Source organism: Psychrobacter sp. 4Dc (assembly GCF_002836715.1).
In the GTDB taxonomy this organism is placed as follows: domain Bacteria; phylum Pseudomonadota; class Gammaproteobacteria; order Pseudomonadales; family Moraxellaceae; genus Psychrobacter.
This window is the reverse complement of record NZ_PJAT01000112.1, coordinates 56,038-81,950: the sequence shown is the minus strand read 5'-3', so window position 1 is coordinate 81,950 and position 25,913 is coordinate 56,038. Positions and strand designations below refer to the sequence as shown.

At 43.7% G+C, this 25,913-nt stretch carries 23 protein-coding genes; 12 read left to right on the top strand and 11 right to left on the bottom strand.

Annotation, left to right across the window (positions count from 1 at the left end; genetic code table 11):
* The first annotated feature begins 310 nt into the window (after nt 1–310).
* Complete coding sequence (locus CXF61_RS10740; RefSeq protein WP_165598208.1) at nt 311–2,008, top strand: ATP-binding protein; 1,698 nt, start codon at nt 311–313, stop codon at nt 2,006–2,008.
* A gap of 190 nt (nt 2,009–2,198) precedes the next feature.
* Entirely contained in the window at nt 2,199–2,378 is a 180-nt protein-coding gene (locus tag CXF61_RS10735) for a hypothetical protein (RefSeq protein ID WP_165598207.1), read from the top strand.
* 38 nt (nt 2,379–2,416) lie between these two features.
* Here CXF61_RS10735 and CXF61_RS10730 read toward each other — a convergent pair whose 3' ends face one another.
* The gene (locus CXF61_RS10730) at nt 2,417–3,892 is read right to left on the bottom strand and encodes an ATP-binding protein (RefSeq protein ID WP_165598206.1); all 1,476 of its coding nucleotides are present in this window, start codon (nt 3,890–3,892) and stop codon (nt 2,417–2,419) included.
* Nucleotides 3,893–4,401: 509 nt separating this feature from the next.
* On the opposite strand from CXF61_RS10730, the gene rpsP reads away from it, so the two are divergent.
* The 4 genes from rpsP (at nt 4,402) to rplS (ending at nt 6,837) form a co-directional block, all read left to right on the top strand.
* On the top strand, nt 4,402–4,671 hold the full coding sequence (rpsP, locus tag CXF61_RS10725; RefSeq protein WP_021812802.1) for a 30S ribosomal protein S16: 270 nt from the start codon (nt 4,402–4,404) through the stop codon (nt 4,669–4,671).
* 165 nt (nt 4,672–4,836) lie between these two features.
* Entirely contained in the window at nt 4,837–5,370 is a 534-nt protein-coding gene (gene rimM / locus CXF61_RS10720) for a ribosome maturation factor RimM (protein ID WP_101205950.1), read from the top strand.
* A 77-nt stretch (nt 5,371–5,447) separates the two neighbouring features.
* Nucleotides 5,448–6,212, top strand: a complete 765-nt coding sequence (trmD, locus tag CXF61_RS10715) for a tRNA (guanosine(37)-N1)-methyltransferase TrmD (RefSeq protein WP_102092093.1) — start codon at nt 5,448–5,450, stop codon at nt 6,210–6,212.
* Between the two features lie 205 nt (nt 6,213–6,417).
* The gene (gene rplS / locus CXF61_RS10710) at nt 6,418–6,837 is read left to right on the top strand and encodes a 50S ribosomal protein L19 (RefSeq protein WP_165598205.1); all 420 of its coding nucleotides are present in this window, start codon (nt 6,418–6,420) and stop codon (nt 6,835–6,837) included.
* Between the two features lie 224 nt (nt 6,838–7,061).
* Here rplS and CXF61_RS10705 read toward each other — a convergent pair whose 3' ends face one another.
* Nucleotides 7,062–7,622, bottom strand: a complete 561-nt coding sequence (locus tag CXF61_RS10705; RefSeq protein ID WP_165598204.1) for a DUF4442 domain-containing protein — start codon at nt 7,620–7,622, stop codon at nt 7,062–7,064.
* Between the two features lie 514 nt (nt 7,623–8,136).
* Here CXF61_RS10705 and CXF61_RS10700 point away from each other — a divergent pair.
* Together CXF61_RS10700 and uvrC are read left to right on the top strand one after the other, a co-directional pair.
* Nucleotides 8,137–9,660: a DUF3360 family protein gene (locus CXF61_RS10700; RefSeq protein WP_165598203.1), complete on the top strand. Its 1,524-nt coding sequence runs from the start codon at nt 8,137–8,139 to the stop codon at nt 9,658–9,660.
* A gap of 154 nt (nt 9,661–9,814) precedes the next feature.
* Nucleotides 9,815–11,659, top strand: a complete 1,845-nt coding sequence (gene uvrC / locus CXF61_RS10695; RefSeq protein WP_165598202.1) for an excinuclease ABC subunit UvrC — start codon at nt 9,815–9,817, stop codon at nt 11,657–11,659.
* Between the two features lie 135 nt (nt 11,660–11,794).
* Here uvrC and CXF61_RS10690 read toward each other — a convergent pair whose 3' ends face one another.
* The 8 genes from CXF61_RS10690 to urtA form a co-directional block, all read right to left on the bottom strand.
* Nucleotides 11,795–12,367, bottom strand: a complete 573-nt coding sequence (locus tag CXF61_RS10690) for a dihydrofolate reductase (protein ID WP_160022105.1) — start codon at nt 12,365–12,367, stop codon at nt 11,795–11,797.
* A gap of 64 nt (nt 12,368–12,431) precedes the next feature.
* Entirely contained in the window at nt 12,432–13,301 is an 870-nt protein-coding gene (locus CXF61_RS10685; RefSeq protein WP_165598201.1) for a thymidylate synthase, read from the bottom strand.
* Nucleotides 13,302–13,449: 148 nt separating this feature from the next.
* Nucleotides 13,450–14,334: a prolipoprotein diacylglyceryl transferase gene (gene lgt, locus CXF61_RS10680; RefSeq protein ID WP_165598200.1), complete on the bottom strand. Its 885-nt coding sequence runs from the start codon at nt 14,332–14,334 to the stop codon at nt 13,450–13,452.
* Nucleotides 14,335–14,651: 317 nt separating this feature from the next.
* On the bottom strand, nt 14,652–15,350 hold the full coding sequence (gene urtE / locus CXF61_RS10675; RefSeq protein WP_165598199.1) for an urea ABC transporter ATP-binding subunit UrtE: 699 nt from the start codon (nt 15,348–15,350) through the stop codon (nt 14,652–14,654).
* Between the two features lie 78 nt (nt 15,351–15,428).
* Entirely contained in the window at nt 15,429–16,238 is an 810-nt protein-coding gene (urtD, locus tag CXF61_RS10670) for an urea ABC transporter ATP-binding protein UrtD (protein WP_319830349.1), read from the bottom strand.
* Nucleotides 16,239–16,282: 44 nt separating this feature from the next.
* Nucleotides 16,283–17,353, bottom strand: a complete 1,071-nt coding sequence (gene urtC, locus CXF61_RS10665; protein ID WP_165598197.1) for an urea ABC transporter permease subunit UrtC — start codon at nt 17,351–17,353, stop codon at nt 16,283–16,285.
* Between the two features lie 10 nt (nt 17,354–17,363).
* Nucleotides 17,364–19,190, bottom strand: a complete 1,827-nt coding sequence (gene urtB, locus CXF61_RS10660) for an urea ABC transporter permease subunit UrtB (protein ID WP_319830348.1) — start codon at nt 19,188–19,190, stop codon at nt 17,364–17,366.
* Nucleotides 19,191–19,418: 228 nt separating this feature from the next.
* Nucleotides 19,419–20,783: an urea ABC transporter substrate-binding protein gene (gene urtA, locus CXF61_RS10655; protein WP_193834214.1), complete on the bottom strand. Its 1,365-nt coding sequence runs from the start codon at nt 20,781–20,783 to the stop codon at nt 19,419–19,421.
* A 413-nt stretch (nt 20,784–21,196) separates the two neighbouring features.
* Between urtA and CXF61_RS10650 the strand changes: the two genes are divergently transcribed.
* Both CXF61_RS10650 and CXF61_RS10645 read left to right on the top strand, forming a co-directional pair.
* Nucleotides 21,197–22,849 carry a DUF4139 domain-containing protein gene (locus CXF61_RS10650; protein ID WP_165598196.1) on the top strand — a complete coding sequence of 551 codons (1,653 nt, stop codon included), beginning with the start codon at nt 21,197–21,199 and terminating at the stop codon, nt 22,847–22,849.
* A gap of 108 nt (nt 22,850–22,957) precedes the next feature.
* Complete coding sequence (locus CXF61_RS10645; protein ID WP_165598195.1) at nt 22,958–23,791, top strand: NRDE family protein; 834 nt, start codon at nt 22,958–22,960, stop codon at nt 23,789–23,791.
* 97 nt (nt 23,792–23,888) lie between these two features.
* Here the strand turns inward: CXF61_RS10645 and CXF61_RS10640 are convergent, their stop codons facing one another.
* On the bottom strand, nt 23,889–24,407 hold the full coding sequence (locus tag CXF61_RS10640) for an RNA pyrophosphohydrolase (protein ID WP_057761956.1): 519 nt from the start codon (nt 24,405–24,407) through the stop codon (nt 23,889–23,891).
* A gap of 475 nt (nt 24,408–24,882) precedes the next feature.
* Between CXF61_RS10640 and CXF61_RS10635 the strand changes: the two genes are divergently transcribed.
* Together CXF61_RS10635 and CXF61_RS10630 are read left to right on the top strand one after the other, a co-directional pair.
* On the top strand, nt 24,883–25,296 hold the full coding sequence (locus tag CXF61_RS10635; RefSeq protein WP_165598194.1) for an OsmC family protein: 414 nt from the start codon (nt 24,883–24,885) through the stop codon (nt 25,294–25,296).
* Between the two features lie 11 nt (nt 25,297–25,307).
* Nucleotides 25,308–25,736: an MAPEG family protein gene (locus CXF61_RS10630; protein WP_413775337.1), complete on the top strand. Its 429-nt coding sequence runs from the start codon at nt 25,308–25,310 to the stop codon at nt 25,734–25,736.
* Nucleotides 25,737–25,913: the final 177 nt, after the last annotated feature.

Below are 25,913 nucleotides of genomic sequence, written 5' to 3'. Positions count from 1 at the left end.
GATTCATATAATCATGAAATATTGAGAATCACTTCACAAAAAAACCAGCCATTATGCTGGTTTTTTTGTGGCTAAATTTTAATTTTTAAACTTAAATGTAGTGTTATGTGGTTTAATTAAGCACTTATTATAGACGCGAACTAAATGCATAAAATGTCTATTCTGTTTGGATGATCATTGCACATCCATTAAAATGTACCATTTAGCGTCTGATAATCCTATTCAACAGTGTTCGATATCAATTACATAGCAGCGATTATATGCTAGATGATGTCAGCAGTTTTTATCTATTAAGTTGGTCACGGCACGTATGTCATTAGTCTCTTCTTTAAAACACAGTATTTTTGTTCGTATCTATGCTGGACTACTCATAGTCTGTTTGTGCGTAGCATTGTTTGCGCAGTTATTGATGGGTACTATCAATAAGGAGCGTGTACAGTCCTACCGTGAAAACATGGCAATGGGGGCTTTTCATTTGGTGAGCGAAGGTATCTCTCACCAAAACACTGTAGAAGAGCGGGAATACTGGTTGTCTGATGCCAGTAGTTTGTTTGGTGCAAATTTTAAAATCATACCTATTGATGACATAGATTTTACCGCAAGCGAGCTGAGACGTTTTGAAAATGACAATACCGTTGTGCGTTATGTCGAACAGCCTGTGTATGCAGATGTTTATTATCGCTTGCCGGATAATGAGAATGTCCTAACAGCACGGATATCGGAGGTTACGGAGCAGCAAGTCAGAGCAATTGCTGTCTTTTTATTGGATGATTTGTCTTATGAAGTCACCTTGTCTGATAAACGTGCACGCTTGGCCGAACTTGAGGAGAAATTTTCTTTTCCTCTGGCATTTGTGCCTGTTAACACGCTCGATTTAGATTCAGATCAAATGTCACGCCTACGCCGCGATGAAGTGGTCATCTCATTACAAGACCCTAATAGTAGTACCAGTAGCTCAGCCATCAAGATAGTGGTTCCGTCTGAAATCAATGATATGGCAGTCTTGATAGGGCCTGTACCCTTATTTAACTGGTTTCCACTTAATTTGATTATTAGTATGATCCTGATTAGTATGTTTTTAATCAGTTTGGGTGTTTATGCGCTCATTTTTCCACTTGAGCGCAAGCTACAGCTGATTCAAGTTGGTGTTAATGAGGTGAGTAAAGGCAACCTTGATATTCAAGTACAGGTTATTGGTCAAGATGAAATAGCACGTTTGTCAGCGACTTTTAATGCCATGACCTCGCATATTAAGCGTTTGATTGAATCACAGCGAGAGCTTACCCGAGCGGTTTCACATGAGCTTCGTACTCCAGTGGCTCGTATTCGATTTGCCGTAGATATGCTTGCTGATACAGATGACGAAGACTCACGTTTTATGCAGCGTGATTATATTGATGAAGATATTGAATCGCTTAATGGTTTGATTGATGAAATTTTGACCTATGCTAAGCTTGAGGAAGGGTCACCAAAGTTAGATTTAGAACCAGTAAACTTAAGAGAGCTGTTAGAGCAGATCGAGCGCGAAACCAATGCGCTAGGTAAACCTATCAAAATAGTAACCAGTTTGCCAAATGCAAAAGTAACAGCAGTGGCAGATAGACGCTACTTACACCGTGTGATTCAAAATCTTGCAGGTAATGCATTACGCTATGCAGAAACAACCATTATCATTAGTGCTGGTGTCAAAAAAGGCAATGCCTTCGTTAGTGTCGAAGATGATGGACATGGTATTCCTGAAGCAGATCGCGAAAAAGTATTCATTCCATTCTCACGCTTAGATGACAGCCGTACACGCGCGTCAGGTGGCTATGGCCTAGGCTTGTCTATTGTATCGCGTATTGCCTTTTGGTTTAATGGTAGTATGAAGGTAGATGAGAGTCGTGAGTTGGGCGGTGCAAGGTTTGTGATGACATGGCCTATCAAACCATTGACGCAAATTCTGGCTGCTGATGAATTGATGCAGGAGAAAAGCGAGCGCGACTTCGATACTAAGTTGTCAGATTAGACCAAGTTATACGGCTAAGCTATAAGAGCAAGCTATCAGACTAAGTTATCATACTACGCCATAATTATTAGTCATGTTCCTAAAGAGAATCAGCGTCATCTTAACGGTATAACACGATAGCGCTTTATAGCTAGGTGACGCACTTGTCGCTATTTTTAAGACAGTTGGACAATGTCATAGGAGGCATAGGATGCCATATTTATTTGGTGGCTTGGTAGTGTTGAATGCGATTACGCTAGGCTATTATTTATTTTTAAAACAGCCGTCAATGACCCAAACACTACAAACAGCTCAGGCTGAAATTACCCAGCCATTAGCTTTTACTAACAGTGCTGAGTATATTCCACCGGCTATTGGTAGCAAAGACTAGCGTTGACCTCTTTGCTTATTCAAATTAAAGTTTCATCGCTATTTTGAATTTGTCACCGTACTGTCTACCTCAGATACCTCTTCTACGTCAGCCGCTAATGTCGTATCTCCAGCGACTTTAGAGAGTAGGGGAATACGTACGCATACTTGTAGCCCACCTTCAGGGTGGTTGATGGCTTCGACGGTACCGTGATGTAATCGTGCAATACGATCAACAATCGCAAGACCTAGTCCGCTACCTTGGGTAGTCCGTGCCGTCTCTCCACGTTCAAACGGTTGCATAATCCGCTCTAATTGATCGTCGGCGACGCCATCACCGCAATCTCGTACACAAATCACTAGTTGTTCTTGAGCTTCTTTGTTCACCACATTTTCGCTGACCACATCCGTATCTTCGTCTTCGATAGTTTCGATAAATGTCGGTATAACCGTAGCCGATAAATAAATAGGTGGCTTTCCATAACGATTGGCATTGTTGACCAAGTTGATAATCAGACGCTTGATGGATAATGGACGTACGGGAACGACCTTGTCGCATTCTGACTCATATACAAACTTCATAGGCGCAAACTGCACCATGATTTCGTTAAATATAGTGTCTAGATTGGTCAAACTGACTGGCTCATCAGAACCATCTTTCATAAATGAGATGAACTGCTCCAAAATAGCATCCATATCCTCAATATCGTAGATTAGCCCTTCACGAAAGAAGTCATCTGGTAGCATCTCTGCGGTCAAACGCATACGTGTCAACGGCGTCCGCAAATCATGTGAGATGCCCGCGAGCATAATAGTTCGCTCTTTTTGCGCTTGATTCAATGTCGTAAACAGTCGGTTAAACGCCATGTTAACTTGACGTATCTCTGTGGGGCCTTTCTGAGTGGGCAGTGTGGTTGCATGACCAAGCCTAATATAGTTAGTAGCTGCACGTTGTAGGTAGCGTAGCGGGCGATTCAACTGACGCGCTAACAGAATAATCGTGAGTAACGATAGGATAGGCAGTCCAATCAAAAACAGCACCAATAACGTTGGGCTATATTGTGAATAGTAAACCACAGGCTCACGTATCCAAAAACTGCTATCACGGCTATCTTGTACCCATAGCTGGGGTGTTGGCTTAAATTTAAAATAAACTTCTACAGGGCGGCCGAGCTGCGCACCGATTTCACGTTGTAGTACGTCAGTAAAAAAGCTCACGAATGGCTTGTCAGCGACTTCTGGAAAGTCGCTCGGATTGTTTACCACGACGACATGAGAGTGCTGGTAAATCCATTGGCGTACTTCGGGACGACCTTGCCAGTCTTTATTAACGCTATTAATCAGCTGCAACTCACTCGTTAAATAGCGTGCATGGTTTTTTAACTCTGGCAGATACAGACTGCGCCAAAAGAACAAAATCGATAAGCTCACACTGATAAGCACGATAAAGGCAACCATCAAGGTCGTTAGCCAAGTGTTGGAATAAGAGCGTGGCAGCCAACCTTTACGACGCGGCTTTGGGTTCGGAGAGATCATATGTGTCCAACAGAGTAAAAGAAAAGTTAGCGTGATATAGCGTGTAGCTCTTTAATTGCGATTGCCTTAAAGCTAGTCCGTGCATCAATCTATAGCGGTATATCATAGAATAGCATAATCAATAAATAGTACTGATACAGTATGCAATCGACGAGCGAGCCAAACAGTTATTGGAATAGATATAAAGTTAAGCTTAAGGATAAATGTATTTAGCAATCATCTATTTTTCAGAGAGAGCGACAGTAATCTATAGAATAGACCTCTTGCATAAGTCATCGCTAGCCCTCGTAACTCCGTCAACGGAGGTCAATGAACTGGTACTTTCGCAAGAGGTCTAATCTAAAGAAAAACTTTAAAAATAAGCCATTATTATCAGTTATATTTTACTTAGGTCGACATTTAAGCTATTGTTAATAAATAATTAAATATGCACAGTTTATGTTTTCAACAAATAAAGACTGTGATATAATTATGCCCTTTTTGGTATACCTGCGAAAGAGAGAATTCACATGGTTGTTATTCGTTTAGCACGGGGCGGTGCCAAGAAACGCCCATTTTATCAAGTAGTTGTTGCTGATCAACGCCGCGCGCGTGACGGTCGCTATATTGAAAACATCGGCTTTTTTAACCCACTCGCTAAAGAGTCTGAAGAAGCAGTACGCCTAAACATGGAAGCGTACAATGCGTGGATCGCAAAAGGTGCACAACCTTCAGATCGCGTTGCTTCATTAGCAAAAGCTTACAACAAGTCTGCAGCTCAAACTGAAGCAACTGCTTAAGTTTTGGTTGTTACTGAGACGTTCATAGCAAAACTATGACATGACTCAGTAGACTTTAGAATACATAGCGTAACTGGTCTGACCAGGGTGCGCCATTAACTGTTTATCGCTTTTGACGCAATTGTTTTTGCAATTGCTGTTTTAATCATTGTTAGGTTAGCTGCTATGTCATCTGTTCCAAACGCTAGTGCCCTTATGAAAATTGGTCAGCTTAAGAAGCCTTACGGCATTAAAGGCTGGCTTTGGGTATTCAGTGATACTGATGACCGTACAGCGATATTCGACATGAAGCCTTGGTGGATGAAAACTGCCACTGGCATGAAACCTTTGACTGTGAAGGCTTGGCGTGAGCAAGGAACAGGAATTGTGGCTCAATTTGAGCAGATTCCTGATCGTAATGTTGCTGAGACTATGAACGGTGTTACCGTTTGGGTCGAGCAAAACGTCCTACCTGAAACAGCTGAAGACGAATATTATTGGTCGGATTTGGTCAGTCTGCGCGTGATGAACGAGCAGGATGAGTATCTAGGTAATATCACTGAAATGTTTGAAACCGGTGCCCATGACATCATGCGTGTAACGGCAAATTCAGACAGTTTGGACAATGAAGAACGCCTGATTCCATGGCATAAGCAGACTGTGATAGAAGTCAATATGACTGAAAAAACAGTGCTTGTGGCATGGCCGAGTGATTACTAATAGCGTTTCTGGCTTTTTAGTCAGACGTTATTATTACTTACACCGATTGTTTTAGCCTCAACGCAAGTAGACATCAGATGTATTTTGCCGTAATTAGTATTTTTCCTGAGATGTTTGCCACGATTCGTGAATTTGGAATCACGGGCCGAGCAGTGACTCAAGAGCAAGTTACGATTGAATGCATTAATCCACGTGATTATACCACCGATAACTATCGCCGTATTGATGAGCGCCCTTATGGGGGTGGTCCTGGGATGGTGATGATGGCTGAGCCATTATCGAAAGCCATTGAGGATGCACGATTGCGTGCCAGTCAACATGGTTGCCGTGTCGATAGTGAGCACTGTCCGGTGATTTATATGTCACCGCAAGGACAGACGCTTAGTGAGAGTAGCGTAGTCAATATGACTGATTACGATGGCATGATTTTATTATGCGGTCGTTATGAAGGTATTGACGAGCGTTTACTATCACAATATGTCGATATGGAAGTATCGTTAGGTGATTACGTGTTGACTGGTGGCGAGTTGCCAGCAATGGTGCTGATGGATAGTGTGATACGTCGTCTGCCCGATATCATGGGTGATGACAAGTCAGCGGAGCAAGACTCTTTTGTCGATGGCTTGCTTGACTGTCCACACTATACTAAGCCGCATGAGTTTGCGGGTATGGCGGTTCCTGAGGTATTACTTTCAGGTCACCATGCCAATATCGCTAAGTGGCGCTTTAGTCAGCAAGTCAGTCGTACGCAAACGCGTCGTCCAGACTTATGGCAAGCGTTTACCCCAACGGTAGAGCAAGCGAAGTGGTTGAAAGCATTGGCCAAAGCAGATAAAAAGTAGATTTTTAAAACCTGACTTTATCGTTACTAGGTTTGATAAACAGTTAAGAAACAGAATTTTGAGCAATAATAAAACGAGTCATCACATAGTGGCCGTTGGTTATAACCCATTTACGTTGTGTCTCACTATAAAGAGATGCGATTAATTATTACAAACAGGTGATATGCGTTAAGCCTCTATTATCTAATGTGAGGAGATAACTCTCATGAGCAACAAGCATCCATTGGTTCAGGTCATCGAAAACGCTCAATTGCTTGAGCGCCCAAGCTTTGCACCCGGCGATACCGTTGTGGTACAAGTAAAAGTACGTGAAGGTGAGCGTGAGCGTTTACAGGCGTTTGAAGGCGTTGTAATTGCTAAGCGTAACCGCGGTTTAAACTCAGCGTTTACCGTACGTAAAATCTCAAGCGGCGTTGGCGTTGAGCGTGCATTCCAATTGCACTCACCAATCATCGATAGCATCGAAGTGAAACGTCGCGGTGCTGTTCGCCGTGCGAAACTGTACTACTTACGTGAGCGTTCTGGTAAATCAGCACGTATCCGCGAAAAACTTGCGCCACGTCCAGCTCAGAAAAAAACTGACGCTGGCGTACCTGATGCAGTTGATACTGCACCTGGTATCTAAGCACAAGTTTGCCGTTTTGAGTTAGTCCTATAATTTTAGTATTGGCTCAAGACAAGGTAATAGTAGATACAAGCCCTTATTCATAGGTTTATTTATAAATAAGCGGGCCATACCAAAAAAGACGAAACCCCAATCTATGCGCAAGCTAGATTGGGGTTTTTGTATGTATAACATTAATAATTTAAGTTTTATCAGCTCTGACAGTGCCAGTTATAAGCTAAAACTTATTGAGCATCAAACGTATCGATGCGGTTGATTTGCTCTTTGGACTTACTGTATTTGCGCAGTCTAATGTATAACGTCTTGGTAACGGTTGCGATTAGCTTTTGCTGCTCATCAACGATGTCGACTTTATACTCACGGAATACTGCTTCGCCTCCTTTTGCTAGCTCTTGAATAGTAATAATTTCAGAGCTAGGTATTTTCATGCGCGCAGTGACCTTGCTATTGCCAGGCGCAACAAAATCAATGTGCGAGCTTTTGTCCCACACTACATAATTGCTACCCAGTTGATGCATCAGCATAAGCATATAAAAAGGGTCAACCATCGAATACAAGCTACCACCGAACTGAGTACCGACGATATTTTTGTTCAGAGTATTTAGTCCCATGCTTACCACACATAAACCCTGATCGAGACTGATATGATCGATTTTGATACCTGCGCCAATGTATGGTGCATAAGTATTAAGGCGCAGCTTTAATAAGTGCGGTGTCAGCAGCGGCATGATGCTTTGCTTGGCCCGACGTTTCAAGGTCTCAAGGTTGGTAGGTAATACGCTCATAAACTTGTCCTGTTGCCTTTTTTCTCAATTTTTTGATTGTATCAATAATGCGGTTTTACACAGTGTCACTGAGAAATAAATCGATAAAAAGTATTTATCATAATTAAAAAGTACTCAGCCCGCTAGCTCTAAAGCGTAACCGAAATGACATATTTATGCCCACTTATAAGTAAAGATCGTTATTTATTATAACTATCTTTGCTATTCATCTATGTGATAAAAAATCATCTAGATGCAAATCATTATCCATAAAATGGTCATTTATCCTAATTCAAAGTCCATAACAGAGAGATTTTTTCCTCATAGTTTTCTATTAAGGTTAATTTTGTCTCAAATAGAAACTTTAGTTTATATATTATAATGAGATACATAGTATCTTTAAATGGTTTTAGGTTCGCATTTCATCAAGTCTTGGCATACAATAGTTCGCAGTTTGTAATAGGCGCTTTGGTCTATGACATTAGAGCAGAGCGTGTGCAGTCAATCAAAGACGTAATCGACACAAGGAAATGTGATGAGTAACCCTCAGACCCCCTCTTCAGGGTCTAATCCGCCGACCTCGAACGTAAACCACGACAGTCAAGTACAAGGCAGTTATGTAGATTTGCATAAGCCCAGTTCTAGTTTCGACAGTCGTGATGCTTATTTAAACCATGAATTACAAATCATGCAGCCGAAACGCTGGCGTCCTAATTTACCATTCCGTGATTACCGTTTTGAATACGAAGATACTATTCCAGCAATGGCCGCGACCATCGGTAAAGTTGTTATGGTGGGCGCCATTGCAGCAACCTTTGCAGGTCCACTTGGCCTAGGTGATGCGTTTGTTCTAGAAAACGTGCGCTATGAGCTATTGATTGTCTCTTTCTTTATTATTTTATTTTCGGGCTTTCTACTGCCGACAGCCAACCTTGCTGGTACTCACGGCCCACTAATCCCTCTGATTCCTATTGTGGTAGCAGCTGGTGGGCACCCGATGGCTTTTGGTTTGCTTATCGGTGCTTTTGGTCTGCTCCTCGCGATTAGTAAAGGGGGGAGTCTGCTTGCTAACTTGACCAGTAAAGGTGTGTGCGGTGGCCTCTTGATTTACTTGGGCTTTATCGGAACCACGTCACAGGTCAAAAATCTCTTTGCTTGGGCAGAAGGGATTGGCATGTCACATATCGCTTTCTTTATTATTCTGGCGACTATCCTGCTGTATGCATTGCTTGAGCATTGGCAGAAGCGTTGGCTCGCTGTACCGCTAAGCTGTGTGTTAGGTGGTGGTCTTGCCTTTGCATTGGGCGCACCTTTTGCGTTCAAAACAGCACCAGGTCTACCAAACATGAATCCAATGTATTGGTGGGGCGAAAATACAGGTTGGATGCTAGGTCTGCCGACGATTGAAAGCTTCATTGTAGTATTGCCGTTTGCTATTTTGGCTGTGGCGATGTGGTCACCAGATTTTTTGGGCCATCAGGTATTTCAAAAAATTAGCTATCCTAAGCGTACTGAAAAAGTGCTTATGGATATCGATGACACCATGACTAGCGCTTCATTTCGTCAGGTAGTCGGCTCTGTATTGGGCGGCGCCAACTTTGCGTCATCGTGGGGAACGTATATTGTTCCTGCGGCGATTGCTAAACGTCCAATTCCTGCCGGTGCTTTATTGACGGCTCTATTTTGTATTATCGCAGGGGTTTGGGGCTATCCAATGGATTTAGCCATCTGGCAACCAGTGATGTGTGTGGCCTTGATCGTTGGGGTGTTTATTCCATTACTAGAAGCTGGTATGGAGATGACGCGTGAAGGCAAAACCACGCAGTCTGCTGCGATTGTGGTGTTTGCCTCTGCATTGGTGAATCCTGCCTTTGGTTGGTCGCTCACGTTGTTGCTTGATAACTTGGGCTTGATTGGCTCTAAAGAGCGTAGTGCGAATTTGACTAAGATGAGCCGCTGGATCATACCGGGTATTATGTTCGTGGTACTGACAGGCGTCATGGCTATCGTCGGTATGCTACCGGGTATCCCAGCATTGATGGCAAACTTCCGTCATTAGCAGTAGGTTATTGCATAAACGATAATAGAACAAACTAAGCCGGCGAAAGCTGGCTTTTTTATGGGTAGCACTGCGATAATAATTAGCTTGTAAAACAATGACTCCCGCCCCATAACTAGCAGTATTACTAAGATTTTTAAGAGCAATAAATTCTATGGTTAATGTCTCAGAATCGAGTCCTGTCGATGATAAAAAAGCCCGTCTTAAGCATCTGATTAAACGCCTTCCTAACTTGCCAGGAGTGTATAAGATGCTGGGTAAGAACGGCGATATATTATACGTTGGTAAAGCTAAGTCGCTAAAAAGTCGGGTAAATAGCTATTTTGCCAAGACGATTGACCATCCAAAGACACGGGCGCTAGTGGCGCGGATTCATAATATTGAGACTATTATTACGCGTAGTGAGACCGAAGCGCTGTTGCTTGAACAGAATCTAATCAAGGAGCATCGTCCGCCCTATAACGTGCTGCTGCGTGATGATAAATCCTATCTTTATGTGTTTATCTCAGCCGATAAGCCTTATCCACGTTTAGCCTACGGTCGCGGCAAAGGCAATCATCAAAAGGGTCGATTCTTTGGCCCGTTTCCCTCTGCACATGCGGCAAAAGAAACGTTGGTATTGATGCAAAAGATGTTTCAAATGCGTCAATGTACTAACACCTTTTTTAAGCAGCGTCAGCGTCCTTGCCTTGAGTATCAGATTAAACGTTGTCGTGCGCCTTGTGTCGGTTTGGTATCGCCAGAAGAGTACGCAGAAGATGTGAGTAATACCATTCGTTTTCTAAAGGGCGACTCTAGTGACATCCATAGTACGCTGATTGAAAAGATGGAAGCGTCAGCTGAAGCATTAGATTTCGAAAAGGCGGTATTTTATCGCGATCAGCTGTCTATGTTACGTGAAGTACAAGCAAGGCAAGCGGTCTATACCGTACAAGGTGAGGCAGATGTGATTGCGATTGCTAGTCAGGCTGGCATGACTTGTGTGAACGTACTGACGGTACGTGGCGGTCGTGTGTTGGGCGGGAAAAACTATTTCCCTGATGTGGATAGTAGTGAGTCGCTAGCGGATAATTTATCGGCTTTTATTACGTCATTTTATTTCCAAGTGACCGATGATTTGCCCGCTGAAATCATATTGAGCCATCAGATACCAGATCAAGTGGCAGTTAGTGAAGCATTGGCAACGCATTTCGGCAACAAGGTGGTCATCAAGACCAATGTGCGTGAGCACCGTTCAGAGTGGCTGGACTTAGCAACACTAAATACCAGTAATGCATTAAAAACCAAGCTTGGCGATTATCTAGAGCTACATGCGCGCTTTGGTGTGCTAAAAGACGTACTGGCGACTGTCACCGATCGGACGATTGATCGCATTGAGTGCTTCGATATCTCACATACGATGGGTGAGGCGACCATTGGTAGCTGCGTGGTGTTTGACCAAGGTGGCTCGCGCCGTCGCGATTACCGTCAGTATGCTATCCATGATATCCAAGGTGGCGATGATTATGCGGCGATGAAACAAGTGCTGACCAGACGTTATAAAAAGCAGCCGTTGCCGGATTTACTATTGGTTGATGGTGGTAAAGGTCAGCTTGGCATTGCTAAAGAAGTATTAACTGAGTTAGGTATTCTTGGCGATACCTTGCTCATCAGTGTGGCAAAAGGGGAAGGGCGCAAGGCTGGGCTTGAGGTATTGCACTTTATCGATCACGAACCGTTAGATTTACCGATGGATAGCAAAGCATTGCACTTGCTGATGCATATTCGTGATGAGGCGCATCGTTTTGCGATTACTGCTCACCGTAAAAAACGCGATAAGCGTCGCTCGTCATCAGTATTAGAGGTAATACCGGGACTGGGTGAGAAACGTCGTCGTGACTTGCTCAATCACTTTGGTGGTATGCAGCAGCTGCTTGGTGCTTCACAGCAGGAGTTGGCAGGCGTACAAGGTATCGGACCAGTACTCGCAAAAACGGTTTATAAAGTATTGCATGAGTAAAGAGTTAGATATTATCAAGCATCAGTTTTTATCTTATTAATTGACTATAAATAAGACTGTGTGAAGATTAAAAAAAAGGGGCAGTCTTGGATAATTTTACTTATCCAAGATTGCCCCTTTTTTAATAGGCTTTTACTACTTATCAGTTTCTACTTTATAAGTGGTAAATTTAAAGCTTAAATCGCTTTTTTCATCGTGCATCTGCTCAGACTCGTCTGCTACTTTAAAGCGTTCTGGCAGCTCAGGGTAAAATGCATCGCCGTCTGCAATATCAGTATTTACATGAGTCAGCTCAATACGGTCGGTGTACATCAGAGCATCACTAAATACGCGCTCTCCGCCAATTACCCAAATCGTATCGAGATGCGCGCCATGTGCTAGGCTAGCTGCCTGTGTCAGAGCGTCGTCTAGGTTGTGTACCACATAAGCATTGCTGCTATCTGTAAGACCTTTCGTCTCAGCATAATCCATCTGTGTCGTAACAATAAAGCTCACACGCTTTGGTAATGGTTTGCTACCCATCGACTCAAATGTCTTACGACCCATGATCACAATACCTTGAATCTTACTATCATTTTCTTTGGTCGTCATGCTTTTGAAATGTTGCAAATCTGCTGAGATATGCCACGGTAGCTCATTGTTTTTGCCGATACAACGATTGCTACTAATAGCAGCGATTTGGGCAACTTCGGTATGGGCATAGCTCATAATATATCCTTTTTATTATATTCTTAAGTTTTACTTTTATTTAGCGTAGTTAATCAAACTAACTTTATACGGCAACTTTGGCTTTGATAGCAGGGTGCGACTCATAGTCATTGACGCTAATGTCTTCGTACTCAAACGCAAATATGTCTTTAACATCAGGATTCAAAGACAATGTCGGCAGTTTATATAGCGAGCGTGTTAACTGTAGCTCAGCCTGTTCACGGTGGTTTTGATAGATATGGCAATCACCACCTGTCCAAACAAACTCTCCAACTTCTAGACCACACACCTGCGCGATCATATGAGTCAATAGCGCATAGCTCGCAATGTTGAAAGGCACACCTAAAAATAAGTCAGCCGAACGCTGATACAGCTGGCATGACAGCTTATTGTCTGCGACAAAGAACTGAAATAACGTATGACATGGTGGTAGGGCTACTTGCTCTGCCTCACCTGGATTCCAGCCTGACACAATCAAGCGGCGCGAGTTAGGGTTTGTTTTGATTTGCTCAACGACCTGTGCGATTTGATCGACGCCATCAGCGTTATAACTGGCATCTTCATTTTTGGTCGCGCCGTAGTTACGCCATTGATGACCATAGATAGGACCCAAATCACCAGCAGGTCTGTTGAAGCGTGCTGTCTGTTCTGCTGTCGCCCACTCATTCCAGATACGAACATTATTCTGTTGTAGATAATCGACATGAGTGCTGCCACTTAAAAACCATAATAGTTCATAAGCGATAGATTTAAAGTGAACCTTTTTGGTCGTTAGCAGTGGAAAGCCATCTGCTAAGTCAAAGCGTAGCTGCGCGCCAAAATGGCTAAGCGTACCAGTACCAGTACGATCGCCTTTTTCGCTGCCATTGTCGAGAACGTGGCGTAGTAAATCTAAATAGCCTTGCTCGTTATTACTTTGGGTGCCATTGATCATAAAATGCTCTTTAGTTACTGCTGACAGTACATACAGGCTAGATGGATAGTCGATATATACACTGTCATTATTGAAAGTATTGCTAGGATAAGCGTTTTGACAGCTTACCCTATTTTAAGTCATCAACCTTTATCACAAAAGGGTAGGCTTAATAAGCAGCTTGCTTACCCCAGTCGTAGATGCCACGTTTGTAAGCGTAACCGATCAAGAACAGACCGATAATTATCATTGGGGCGCTTAGTATCTGACCTTTGGTCATCCAACCCAGCAAGATGAATCCTTGGTCGATGTCTGGCTGGCGAAAGAACTCAATGATAAAGCGGCTAAAGCCATAACCAAGCATAAAGACACCGGTCACTGCCATCCGAGGACGGGGCTTCGATGAGTACCACCACAAGAATAGAAATAACAGGAGACCTTCTGCAAGGGCTTCATACAGTTGCGACGGGTGACGAGGCAACAGGTACTGACCATTGACTTCAGTCATCAGATCTTGTAGCGCAGGATTAGCTTGTAGCTGCTGCATATCAACACTAGCGGCCTGCGGGAAGTAGGTCAACCAGTTATAGCCACCGTCAGATATGCGGCCCCATAGTTCGGCATTGATGTAATTACCAATACGTCCGAACAATAAACCAGTTGGTACGCAGGGAACGACAAAATCGAGCACTTGGAAAGGTGTCTTTTTATATTTGCGGGCAAAATACAGCATACCCAACATGACACCAATCAGACCGCCATGGAATGACATACCGCCTTCCCAGACCTTGAACAGATAGGCAGGGTTTTGGAGTAGCTCACCGAACTGATAAAATAATACATAGCCGACACGGCCACCTAATATCACACCAAGTGCGCCAAAAAACACTAGGTCAGAGACCATATCTGTCGTCCAGCCTTCACGCTTGGTACTGCGGTGCCATGCCAGTCCGTAAGCGGCGGCAAATGCCAACAAATACATCAGCCCATACCAATGGACTTCGACAGGTCCAACTGCTAATGCTACAGGATCGTACTGAGGATGAATCATCATAAGGGCATCATAATATTGATAATAAAATGCTGACTATAATAGCAAATTTCGTTCAATGGGCATACACAATTGCTATGACGCCAATCAGAGGATATTGGTAATGTGAGTTTTTGAAATGGCACAGAATATATAGGCTAAGAGTCAAAAAATAAGAAGTGAGGTAAAAAGTGACTTTAATTAAGGAGTGTTTTCGTGATGATATGTAATCTTGGTAGCTAGCAGCTCAGAATAAAAGCGTGATTTCTGTTGTTTTAAGCGGTCACTACCAAGTGTTCGTAAATAAACGCAGTTAAGCCAATATAGCTAAGTAAATGCAGCTAGATGGCGACTAAGTCTTGTACTTTGTTTTCGACCATCGTGTCGCCTGCGCCTTGTGAGACTACCTTGCCGCGTGATAATACCGTGTAATTGTCAGCAAGATCTTCGGCGAATTCATAGAACTGCTCAACCAGTACAATGGCCATGTCACCTTTGTCAGCCAAGTCACGTAGTACTCGGCCAATATCTTTGATGATAGAAGGCTGTATACCCTCAGTTGGCTCATCTAAAATTAACACAGTCGGCTCGGAGGCTAAGGCACGGGCGATAGCAAGTTGCTGCTGCTGACCACCAGACAAATCACCACCGCGGCGATGTTTCATCTCATCGAGTACCGGAAAAATATCGTATAAATGCTTGGGTACATGTTTGGCCTTACTGCGTGAAAACTTGGCCATACCAATTAATATGTTATCTTCTACCGTCAGTGTCGAAAAAATATCGCGGCCTTGTGGTACATAAGCCAATCCTGCTCGTACCCGTTGCTCTGGAGACATCTTGCTGATGTCTTTATCATTAAGCAAAATTTCTCCTGATTTAATCGGTAGTATCCCCATCAGGCATTTAAGCAGAGTAGTTTTGCCCACGCCATTACGTCCAAGTACCACGCTGCATGCGCCTACAGGCGCTGTAAACGAGACATCTCGTAAAATATGACTGCCGCCGTAATACTGGTTGATATCGTTCACTTGTAACATGGCTGTCTCCTAAACTCTAAAACTTTTCTAATATTTCAAAGGGAATGTTCGTTTGGCTCGTCTAGATGATACGTTTAGCTATCGACCTAAGTAGGACTCAATCACTGCTTCATTGGCTTGCACTTCCGCTAACGTACCTTCGGCCAAAATCGCCCCTTGTGCCAATACTGTGACTTTTTCACTGATAGCATCGATAAAGGTCATGTCATGCTCAACTACTACTAAGGTATGATTCTTTTTAAGGCGTAGACACAGCTCAGCGGTATGTTCAGTTTCTGCATCAGTCATACCGGCCACAGGCTCATCAAGCAGAATTAGCTTGGGGCTTTGCATCAAAAGCATGCCAATCTCTAGCCATTGCTTTTGTCCATGTGAGAGCAAGCCAGCAGGTTTATTGATCTTATCGATCAGGCGAATTTGTTGTAGGGTCGCGTCGAGGGTATCGCGAGTATCGGCATTGAGTTTGTTAAATAAGCTTTTAACCACACGTTTGTCTTTTGGCGCAGCAAGTAACAGATTATCCATTACCGTAAAATTCTCAAAGACAGTAGGTTTTTGAAACTTACGGCCGATACCTGCTTCAGCGATTTGTTCGGTAGATAAGCTGGCAAGGTTGTGAGTCTGACCAAAAAACACGCTGCCTTCGGTAGGGCGGGTTTTACCTGTAATGACATCCATTAGTGTGGTTTTGCCAGCGCCGTTGGGGCCGATGATACAGCGTAGCTCGCCTTCTTCGATATAGAGTGACAGATTGTTGAGTGCGCGAAACGAATCAAACCAAACACTTAAATCTTCTAAATATAATGCAATACCATGGCTAAAATCGACGCCAGATTTTTTGGGATGACTGAGACCGTCACGTCCATCAGTATGATCATATTCAGACAGCGCCTTAGTCGATTGTTCGGTCGATGGTGATTTATCATTTAGCATTATTGTTTCTCCTTTTTGAAGCGATCGAACAAGCCCATAATGCCATTGGGTAAAAATAACGTCACGACGACGAACAGTCCGCCTAATATCAATAGCCAAAACTCAGGGTAGGCGACGGTAAAGTAGGTTTTCACAGCATTTACCACACCAGTTCCTAAAATCGCGCCAATTAAGCTTCCTCGACCACCAGTCGCTACCCAGACGGCTATCTCAATTGAGTTCACTGGGTTCATCTCACTCGGATTGATAATTCCGACTTGTGGCACGTATAGCGCACCAGCGACACCAGCGATGACAGCGGATAATACCCAAGCGGATAGCTTGTACCATAATGTACGGTAGCCCAAATATTGCAGGCGGTTTTCGCTGTCACGAATCGCACCAAGTACTCGACCATAAGGTTGGTTCATTAAATGACGCAAACCCATATAAGAAATTAACAATGCTAAGGCCGTGACAAAGCACAGCATTGAACGAGTAGAGGCAGCGGTAATGTCGTAGCCGAGAAGGGTGGTAAAACCAGTAAAGCCGTTATTGCCGCCGAAGCCTGTCTCATTACGGAAGAACAGTAAGGCTGCCGCGTAGACCATGGCTTGAGTGATGATAGAAAAATAAACGCCTTTAATTTTTGAGCGGAAAGCAAAAAAACCAAATATAAAAGCAACTAATCCAGGTACTAATACGACCAGTGCGACTGCCCACCAAAAATGCTGCGTGCCAGCCCAATACCAGGGCATTTCAGTCCAGCTCAAAAAACGCATAAAATCAGGAAGCGCGTCGCCAGCAGTCTCACGTGTTAGGTACATGCCAAACGCATAGCCACCTAAGGCAAAATACAAGCCATGTCCCAAGCTCAAAATACCGGCATAGCCCCAAACGAGATCTAGCGCCAATGCCACCATCGCTAGCGCCATGATTTTACCAATCAGGGTAATCCAGTAGGCTGAAAGGTGAAAAGCTGAAGTCTCCGGCATAAGATGTAGCCAAGGTAGTATCAATAGTATGGCAAAACATAAGCCAATTAAAACAGCACTACGCGGCGTATCAGACAGTAATTTGGTCAGTATCATAGAAGTCTCCTTATTCGACAAAGCGGCCTTTGAGTGCAAATAAACCTTGTGGCCGTTTCTGAATAAACAGAATCACAAGAACCAACAACACAATCTTTGCCAATACCGCACCGATACCAATCTCAAGTATCGTACCGCTGACTCCAAGTCCTAAGGCGGCTAGTACAGCTCCCCATACTTGGCCGACACCGCCGACGACGACAACTAAAAACGTATCAATGATATAGGTTTGACCCAAATCAGGACCCACATTGCCCACTTGAGCAAGCGCGCAGCCTGCCATGCCTGCAAGTCCAGAACCTAAACCAAATGCCATCATATCGATACGTGCAGAGGGGATACCGACAGCACGTGCCATTTGGCGATTTTGGGTGACAGCTCGTATAAACAATCCAAAGCGCGTTTTGTTGAGTAAGTACACCAATAGCGCCACGACGATGACGGTAAAACCAATAATGGCAATACGGTTGTAAGGCAGTACTAAACTTGATGACACCTGATAGGCGCCGCTTAACCATGCCACGTTACTGACTTCAACATTCTGCGCACCGAAAATCATCCGTACTAACTGCATCAAAATCAGACTGACGCCAAAGGTCGCTAGTAAAGTCTCTAGCTCACGACCATATAGTGGGCGAATCACAATGCGTTCAATAATCATACCGATGACAGCGCTGACTAAAAAAGCGGCTGGAATAGCGGCAAGCAAATACCAACCTGCCATATCTGGCATATAAGCTTGAAAGAAGTTTTGTACCATATAAGTGGTATAAGCCCCGATCATAATCAGCTCACCGTGCGCCATATTAATTACGCCAAGCAAGCCAAAGGTAATGGCGAGACCAAGTGCGGCGAGCAGTAAAATACTGGCGGTACTCATACCGGTGAAGATATGGCCGGTCCATGTGCTGATTTCGATACGGCGTGACACGCTAGATTCAGCATCGATAAGTGCAGCTTTAAGCGAGGCATCTAAGTTATCCGCAGCGAAGGCAGATTCAATATCGACCAAAACTTGTGGGTTATCACTATCAGCAAGTAGCTTTACGGCTGCGATTTGAGTGGGTAGGTCACCGTTTTTGAAATCAATACGAGCTTGTAGTGCGGTTAGTGCTTTTTGAACTTTAGCGCTGTCTTCATTTGCCGCTGCTGTCGTAATAATGGCTGGATCTACTTGGTCAATATTGTCAGCCAAAATCTCTACAGCTTGCAGGCGCTGTGCGGGCTTGTCAGAAGCCAGCTTTACCTTAGCCTGTCCAAAGATAAGCGCTGAGCGAAGGGCATTAGTCAGGGTGATTTGTGATAAATCACTTGGCCAATCGTCAGTCTCTTTTTTATCAGGATAAGTAAACAGCTGATCTTCTTTATTCAATAAATACGTTTGCCCACCGTTGCCTTGATATAGCTCATCATTGGCAATAAATTCAACCAAACTATCTAAACTCTCAACGGATCCTGGCCAATCACTTAGCATGGCTTGGCGCTTACTAAAATCGCCGGCCACGAATTGTTGAATGGCATCACCTGAGCTTGTAGTTGCTGTTGAAATATTTGAGGTGCTGGCTTGAGTAGAAGTAGATACGTTCGCAGTCGTGACCAGTGATTGCTCACTATGAACGGTATTCGTATCGTGGTCATGTACCTGACCATCATGATCCGCATACGCTGTGGTGGTGAAAGTTGTTATGCATAATGCTATCAATGCAAGTAACCGCAGAGGCACATAAATTGAAAAACGAGCCGCCTGCTGCATGACTTCACTGACTGATGCTTGTGGGTTATTACCATTTTTAGACGATGTTTGCCCTACAAACGGGCGTAAAGTATGGTGCTGCATGTGCGGCTCCCTGTTTTTCACAGACAACAAACCCTTAGCCACTACTACTTAACGGATTAAGCGATAGAAGAGTTGATAAGGTTTGGTGTTATTTAAAAGTTGAGAATAAGTGTTGAAAATAAATGTGAAAAGTAGGCGTTAGGATTGTTATTAGTGTCATTTATCCATCCGCCTACTATTCAATTACTATCCACGTGCTTTTCAGTATCATTTTATTTTTAGGGCAGCTTATTTAGGAATGTACTCGCTCCAAGGCTGCGCTTGGATAACTTCTGGCGTTTTGAAAATCGTATCAAACTGTCCGTCGGCACGAATTTGACCAATCATGACAGGCTTCCATAGGTGATGGTTTTCTTCATCCATTTTTAGCGTGTAGCCAGAAGGTGCGTCGAACGTTTGTCCCGCCATGCTAATACGTACTTTATCGACATCAGTCGTACCGGCTTTTTCGACAGCTTGCTTCCACATGTTGATACCGACATAAGTCGCTTCCATTGGATCATTGGTCACGACTTTTTCAGCATTCGGTAGTTTTTGGTCCAATGCATACTGCTTATAGCGTTTGGTGAAGGCACTGTTGGTTGGGTTTTTGATCGACATAAAGTAGTTCCACGCCGCCAAATGCCCTTGTAGCAGACTGGTATCGATACCGCGTAGCTCTTCTTCACCGACAGAGAATGCCATGACTGGAATGTCTGACGCTTTGATACCTTGGTTCGCTAGTTCACGATAGAACGGAACGTTTGAATCGCCATTGATGGTCGAGATAACCGCGGTCTTTTTGCCCGTTGAGAACTTTTTAACGTTAGATACGATGGTTTGGTAGTTGCTAAAACCAAATGGCGTGTACTCTTCCATGATGTCTGCATCAGCCACGCCTTTTGATTTCAAAAATGCCTTTAAAATCTGGTTGGTGGTGCGTGGATAAACGTAATCAGTACCTAACAATACAAAGCGCTCTGCACCGCCGCCTTCTTCGCTCATCAAATACTCGACCGCTGGAATGGCTTGCTGGTTTGGTGCCGCACCAGTGTAAAAGATATTTTCTGATTGCTCTTGTCCTTCGTACTGCACTGGATAGAACATCAATCCGTTTAACTCTTCAACTACAGGCAACACGGATTTGCGTGATACTGAGGTCCAGCCACCAAATATGACATCCACTTGATCTTGAGTAATTAGCTGGCGGGCTTTTTCAGCGAATAATGGCCAATCAGAAGCAGGGTCAACGACGACTGGTTCGAGTTGCTTGCCTAGCACGCCGCCATTGGCATTGATTTCATCAATCGTCATCAACGCGGTGTCTTTTAGAGAGGTTTCAGAGATGGCCATGGTGCCAGACAACGAATGTAATATGCCGACTTTAATGGTGTCGCCATCAGCAGCAGGCTCAGTGGTTGTTTCTGTACTCGTTTCTGTACTCGTTTCAGCGGTTGTCTCTGTCGATGCCGTAGTTTCGGCAGGTTTTTGACATCCAATAAGGCTTAAGCTGCCAACGACAGCTACCGCTAGTAACGATAAACGCGATTTGATTTTTCCGTGTGATTGAGGGGCTACTACTTGAGTATTGGCTAAAGTTGGTAACGAAAACATGGACATCTCCTAAATAAACACAAAAGATAAAATATGGCTCCTGAACACTTATTAAGAGTTCAAGTTCCGTGCCAAGTAGAAAAAGCCAATAATCGTGTAATAATTGAGCAATAATTAAGTATTGTTTAATATATTCATTAATTTAGTGCAGGAAGGTTAATAAACTGCACCATAAAGGGGAGATGAACAAAAAAATGGTGCAGTATTAAAAAACAAATTTTAAAAATTGAATAGCTATCATATGAAGAGATTTATCGTTAAAAGTGCTTATTGCTAAAAGTGCAGTCTGCCAAAAGCATTTATTGCCAAAGACCTGTAAAACGGCTACGGTAATATCTCTAAGATAGTTGCTATTTTGCGCGTTGAGCCAATGCGTGACTGCCATGAGGGATTTTACTGCTAAGGAATGATGTATGAACGCACAATTAACAGAGTCATCTGTCTCAACAGGCCATGGCAGCGTATTGCCGCCGCTTAACCAAATGACTAGATTTACTATCTTGCCATTTGTACTTGGTAGTAGTGCTATTTTGGGATTGTCTTCGGCAAAGGCAGCCACCAGTAGTGTCGAGCAAGTGACTATTTATCAAGGGCTGGCAAGCGTGACGCGCGCATTACCAGTCACAGGTAGCGGTGAGCAAACGGTAGTGTTTTCGTGCCTGTCACCTTATATGGATAAAGAAAGTCTAAGCGTACAAACGATGGATAATGTCAACGTTGGGGAAGTCAGTATCGAAGAGCTGACAGGTGAACAGGCAGCCCAATGCCAATATCAAGGTGACGCTAAGGTACAGACGCAGCAAAATACCCTAGCCAATATCAATGCTGAATTAGAAGCAGCACGATTAGCAAAGGCCTATTTGAAAAATCTGACCAAAGCCACGCAAGTCAATACGGATAGTACGATTGCCAATAATGCCCGCGATATAGAAACTCAAGCGACCAGTATTAACCAAAGAATTTTAGAGATTCAACACCGACAAGCGCGTGCCCAAGACGCACTGAATCAACTGATGGCAGGCAGCGCGACATCGACCTTTAACAAGGTGACACAGGTAAGTGTACGTACAGCAAGTCGCTCGCCAAGTAGTATTAAGTTGCATTATCAAGTGCAAGGTGCAGGTTGGGAACCTGCGTATCAAGCTCGTCTAAACACAAATAGTGATCAATTGAGTATCACAGCCTCTGCGATTATTGCTCAGCAAACTGGCGAGAACTGGACAAACGTACCACTGACACTCAGCACCGTGAACCCCAATCAAAGTACGACGGGGCAACTGCCATATGTGCAGCGCCTATCATTGTATGAAGAGAGCGAAGATGCCCGAGTAAGACGCGAGCTACCTATGATGGATGCGTCCCCTGTTATGATGGAAGAGCCTGCTTATAATAAAGGAGCAGGGGCAGCTATGGCACCGCTACCGAATTTCACGGTCAGTAGCCAAAATAAAAATGGCATTATCGAGTATCGTTTACCGCAGTTGGTCAGTATTCCGAGTGACGGGAGACGCGTACGAACAGTGATTGGGGAGCAGGCAGGTAATAGTAAGCTCTGGATTCGCAGTACGCCAAGTGTTGAGACTGCTGCCTACTGGTATGCGTCAGCGCCGTTTTTGACGCCGGATTGGGTCGACGGTTCGCTACAGTTGTACCGTGATGACAACTATGTAGGTCAGTCGCGTTATAATTATCAAGTGCTAAAAGAGCAGGGGATTGGATTTGGTCGTGACTCAAATATGCTCGTAAAAGAGCTGACCAATGAAGATAAGCAAGGTGAGAAAGGCGTGCTAAACCGTACGCAAACACTGACGACCACCAAAGCCTATCAGTTTACCAATCAGCACAATCGTAGCGTACGCTTACAAGTACTGGGCAGTGAACCTATCAGTCGTGACGATAGTTTAAAGGTTGCGGTGACGCATACGCCGCCTGTGACTGAGCGAGATTGGAATGATAATCAAGGTATGGTGGCGTGGGAATTTAACTTACCAAGTAAACAATCACAAGTAATACGTTCAACCTCCCAAATTAGTTATCCTGCCAATAAATTGCTAACTGGCAATTAATAAGTACTGCCTGTAAGTGCTACCTTATTAATAGGTAAAGTCTGAAATAATATCTTTGCCTCTATTAAGAATTACTCGCATAACGAAAATTATTATAAAAGGAAAGCTATGTGTATTGTCGCTATTGCTTGGCAATTATTTGATGAGTTACCGCTGGTACTACTGTCTAATCGTGATGAGTTTTTGCAGCGCCCAACTGAGCCGCTCCACCAGTGGTCTGACCAACCTATTTATGCTGGTCGTGATAAACAAAGCGGTGGCACGTGGTTAGGCATTCATCAGAACGCGTCACCAGCGCAGAGTGCAGAGTATTATGAACAGAATGGGCGCTGGGCTGCGGTGTTGAACTTTCGTGATGGGGTGCAAGCAAGCAGTGATGAGCGCTCGCGGGGCGCGCTGGTCACCGAATTCTTGATAGGAACTCTAAGTCCAATGGATTTTGCACGGCAGATTGATTTGCAAGATTATGCGGGCTTTAACCTGATCATTGGTGACGCTGCGCAAGCTGTGATCGTTAATAATCGTGGCCATGCACCCACGCCATTATACTCAGGTCTGTATGTTATCTCTAATGGACAACCAGAGGGCAGCTGGTTTAAGACAGAGTGGTTGCGCGGGCGACTACGTCAAGAAGTGCTGCCATTGATTGCAGAGGATAGCTCACCTGCGTACTGGCAAGAGGCGGCTTTCAATGTCTTGTCAGATAGTACCAAAGCACCAGAAGACAAACTGCCTGTTACTGGCGTGGCATTTGAAGTAGAGCAGATGTTATCGTCTGTTTATATTGAACCCGTCGCTTTTGGCGATACTGAAACTAGCAAACCTACTTATGGTACCCGCACTCAAAGCATCTTAACGTTACGCACAGAGAGAGATACGGGAGCAAACTACACGGCGAATATTATTAGCCGAGAGTTTGACAATCATAATCATAGTCACTAACAATGACTGTTAGTAGATTATAAAAAAACACCCACGGTAATTGCTAACATTCTAGCTACTATCGTGGGTGTTTTGCATCGTACTATTAAGTGACTCATTACATCAGCAAGTGATTATTTTGCTCAGGAATGATCAGCTCTTGTTTTAGGGGGAGTTCGCGTACCAATTCTTGCAAGGCACGACGATAAACGCCTCGTTTAAAGTGAATCACTTGTCCGAGTGGATACCAGTAGCTGACCCATTGCCAATGGTCAAATTCAGGTTTCCCTTCATCAAAGCGGATATGTTGAGTATTTGGCTCATCTAAGCGTAGCAAAAACCATTTTTGTTTTTGCCCAATACATAAGGGATGCTGACCATGACGTACATAACGTTTTGGCAAACGATAGCGCAACCAGTCTTGCGTGACTGCCAATAAGTCTACGTGACGCGGATGTAAGCCGACCTCTTCCCAGAGCTCGCGATACATTGCATCCATCGGCGTCTCCCCGCGGTCGATACCACCCTGCGGAAATTGCCAAGCGTTGTGACCAATACGTTTTGCCCACAGAACCTGCCCTTGTGTATTTGCCAAGATGATGCCGACGTTGGCGCGAAAGCCGTCTGCATCTATCATGACTAAACCTTTTAATTTGTTTAAAAATAGCTTGTTTTGACTTGAAACCGTGACAGCAATCGTAATTATTATAAGGTGATTGTTATCGGTATTCGCTCAAAACAAGATTCATTACCGTTATTAAACCAAGAAACAAGCAAAATGTGTAACAGTATTTTGCTATAAAATGTTTCACGAGTTTTACCTTTTAAAATCCACTATTTAAGAGCAAACTTTTGTAGTTTTTTATGAGGAATTTTTAGGCAAGAGTTGAAGAGTAGTAATAGACGTATGGACATACGATTATTTAGTAAGCTATCGAACTTCAATATTCCGATATGTATAAAGTGGTAAAAGTACAGAGTTCACTGGCGAGCTAACAGCAAAACAATGAGCCTATAAAATCTTGCTTTGGCTTATGCTACACTAGCTGGGCAATATATCATTCACACAATAATAATAGGCAATACGCCATTTAAAATAAGGAACATCTACAATGTCAGAATCAAAAGCAAGCGTCATATGGCAAGAGAATAAAGCCTTTATGGGTGTGTCACCATCAGGACATAATGTACAAATCGATGCTGATAAAGAAAAAGGCTCAAGCCCAATGGAGCTGATTTTGCTAGGACTAGGTGGTTGCGCCAGTTATGATGTCGTAGAGATTTTACAAAAATCACGCCAAGCAGTGACGGATGTACGTTGTGAGCTAACCGCCCAGCGCGCTGAAACTATACCAGCGGTCTATACTGATATTCATATGCATTTCGTTGTCACTGGTCAAGATGTCAAAGAAAAACAAGTCGAAAAAGCCATCCAGTTATCAGCAGAAAAATACTGCTCTGCCAGCCGTATGTTAGTAGCAGGTGGGGTCAATATCACCCATGACTTTGAAGTGATTGCAGGCTAGGGACTTATATAATGATAAGTGCATTTTTTGAGTTGGTAACTGACAAAGTGGCGTCTGCCATTTTGGCCATGGTGGTAGCAAGTCTATTGCCATGGGCGGTGTCAATCGTTGCGAAAGTATCTGGTGGCTTTAGAATCAGAAATAATGCACATCCTCGCGAATTTTTTCAAAATGTGACAGGCATGGCAGCACGTGCTAATGCAGCACAACAAAACAGCTATGAAACCTTGCCAGTGTTTTTGGCGGCAGTGATAGTTGCTATGCTACTCTTTGTACCGCAGTCGATTATCAACGTATTGGCTTGGCTGTATGTGATGATACGAATTGGTTTTTGTGTGGCGTATATTACTAATTTGGCAATGTTCCGCTCTATCCTCTGGGTATTATCAATGGCATGTTGTCTAATGCTATTTTATTTAGCGATACGAGTCAGCGTCTAGGGCATGTCCTCAATTCAAACGACAGTTATCTAAACGGATTAAAAATGGCTAAATTTTGCCAAACAGCGTCAAATCGCTTGCTAGTATCTCGATATTATCTACGCTATTTTTCTCGTTTGACGGTAATTTATCTCATTTTTATCTCCATTTTTGAAATGAGGACACACCCTAGTAAAA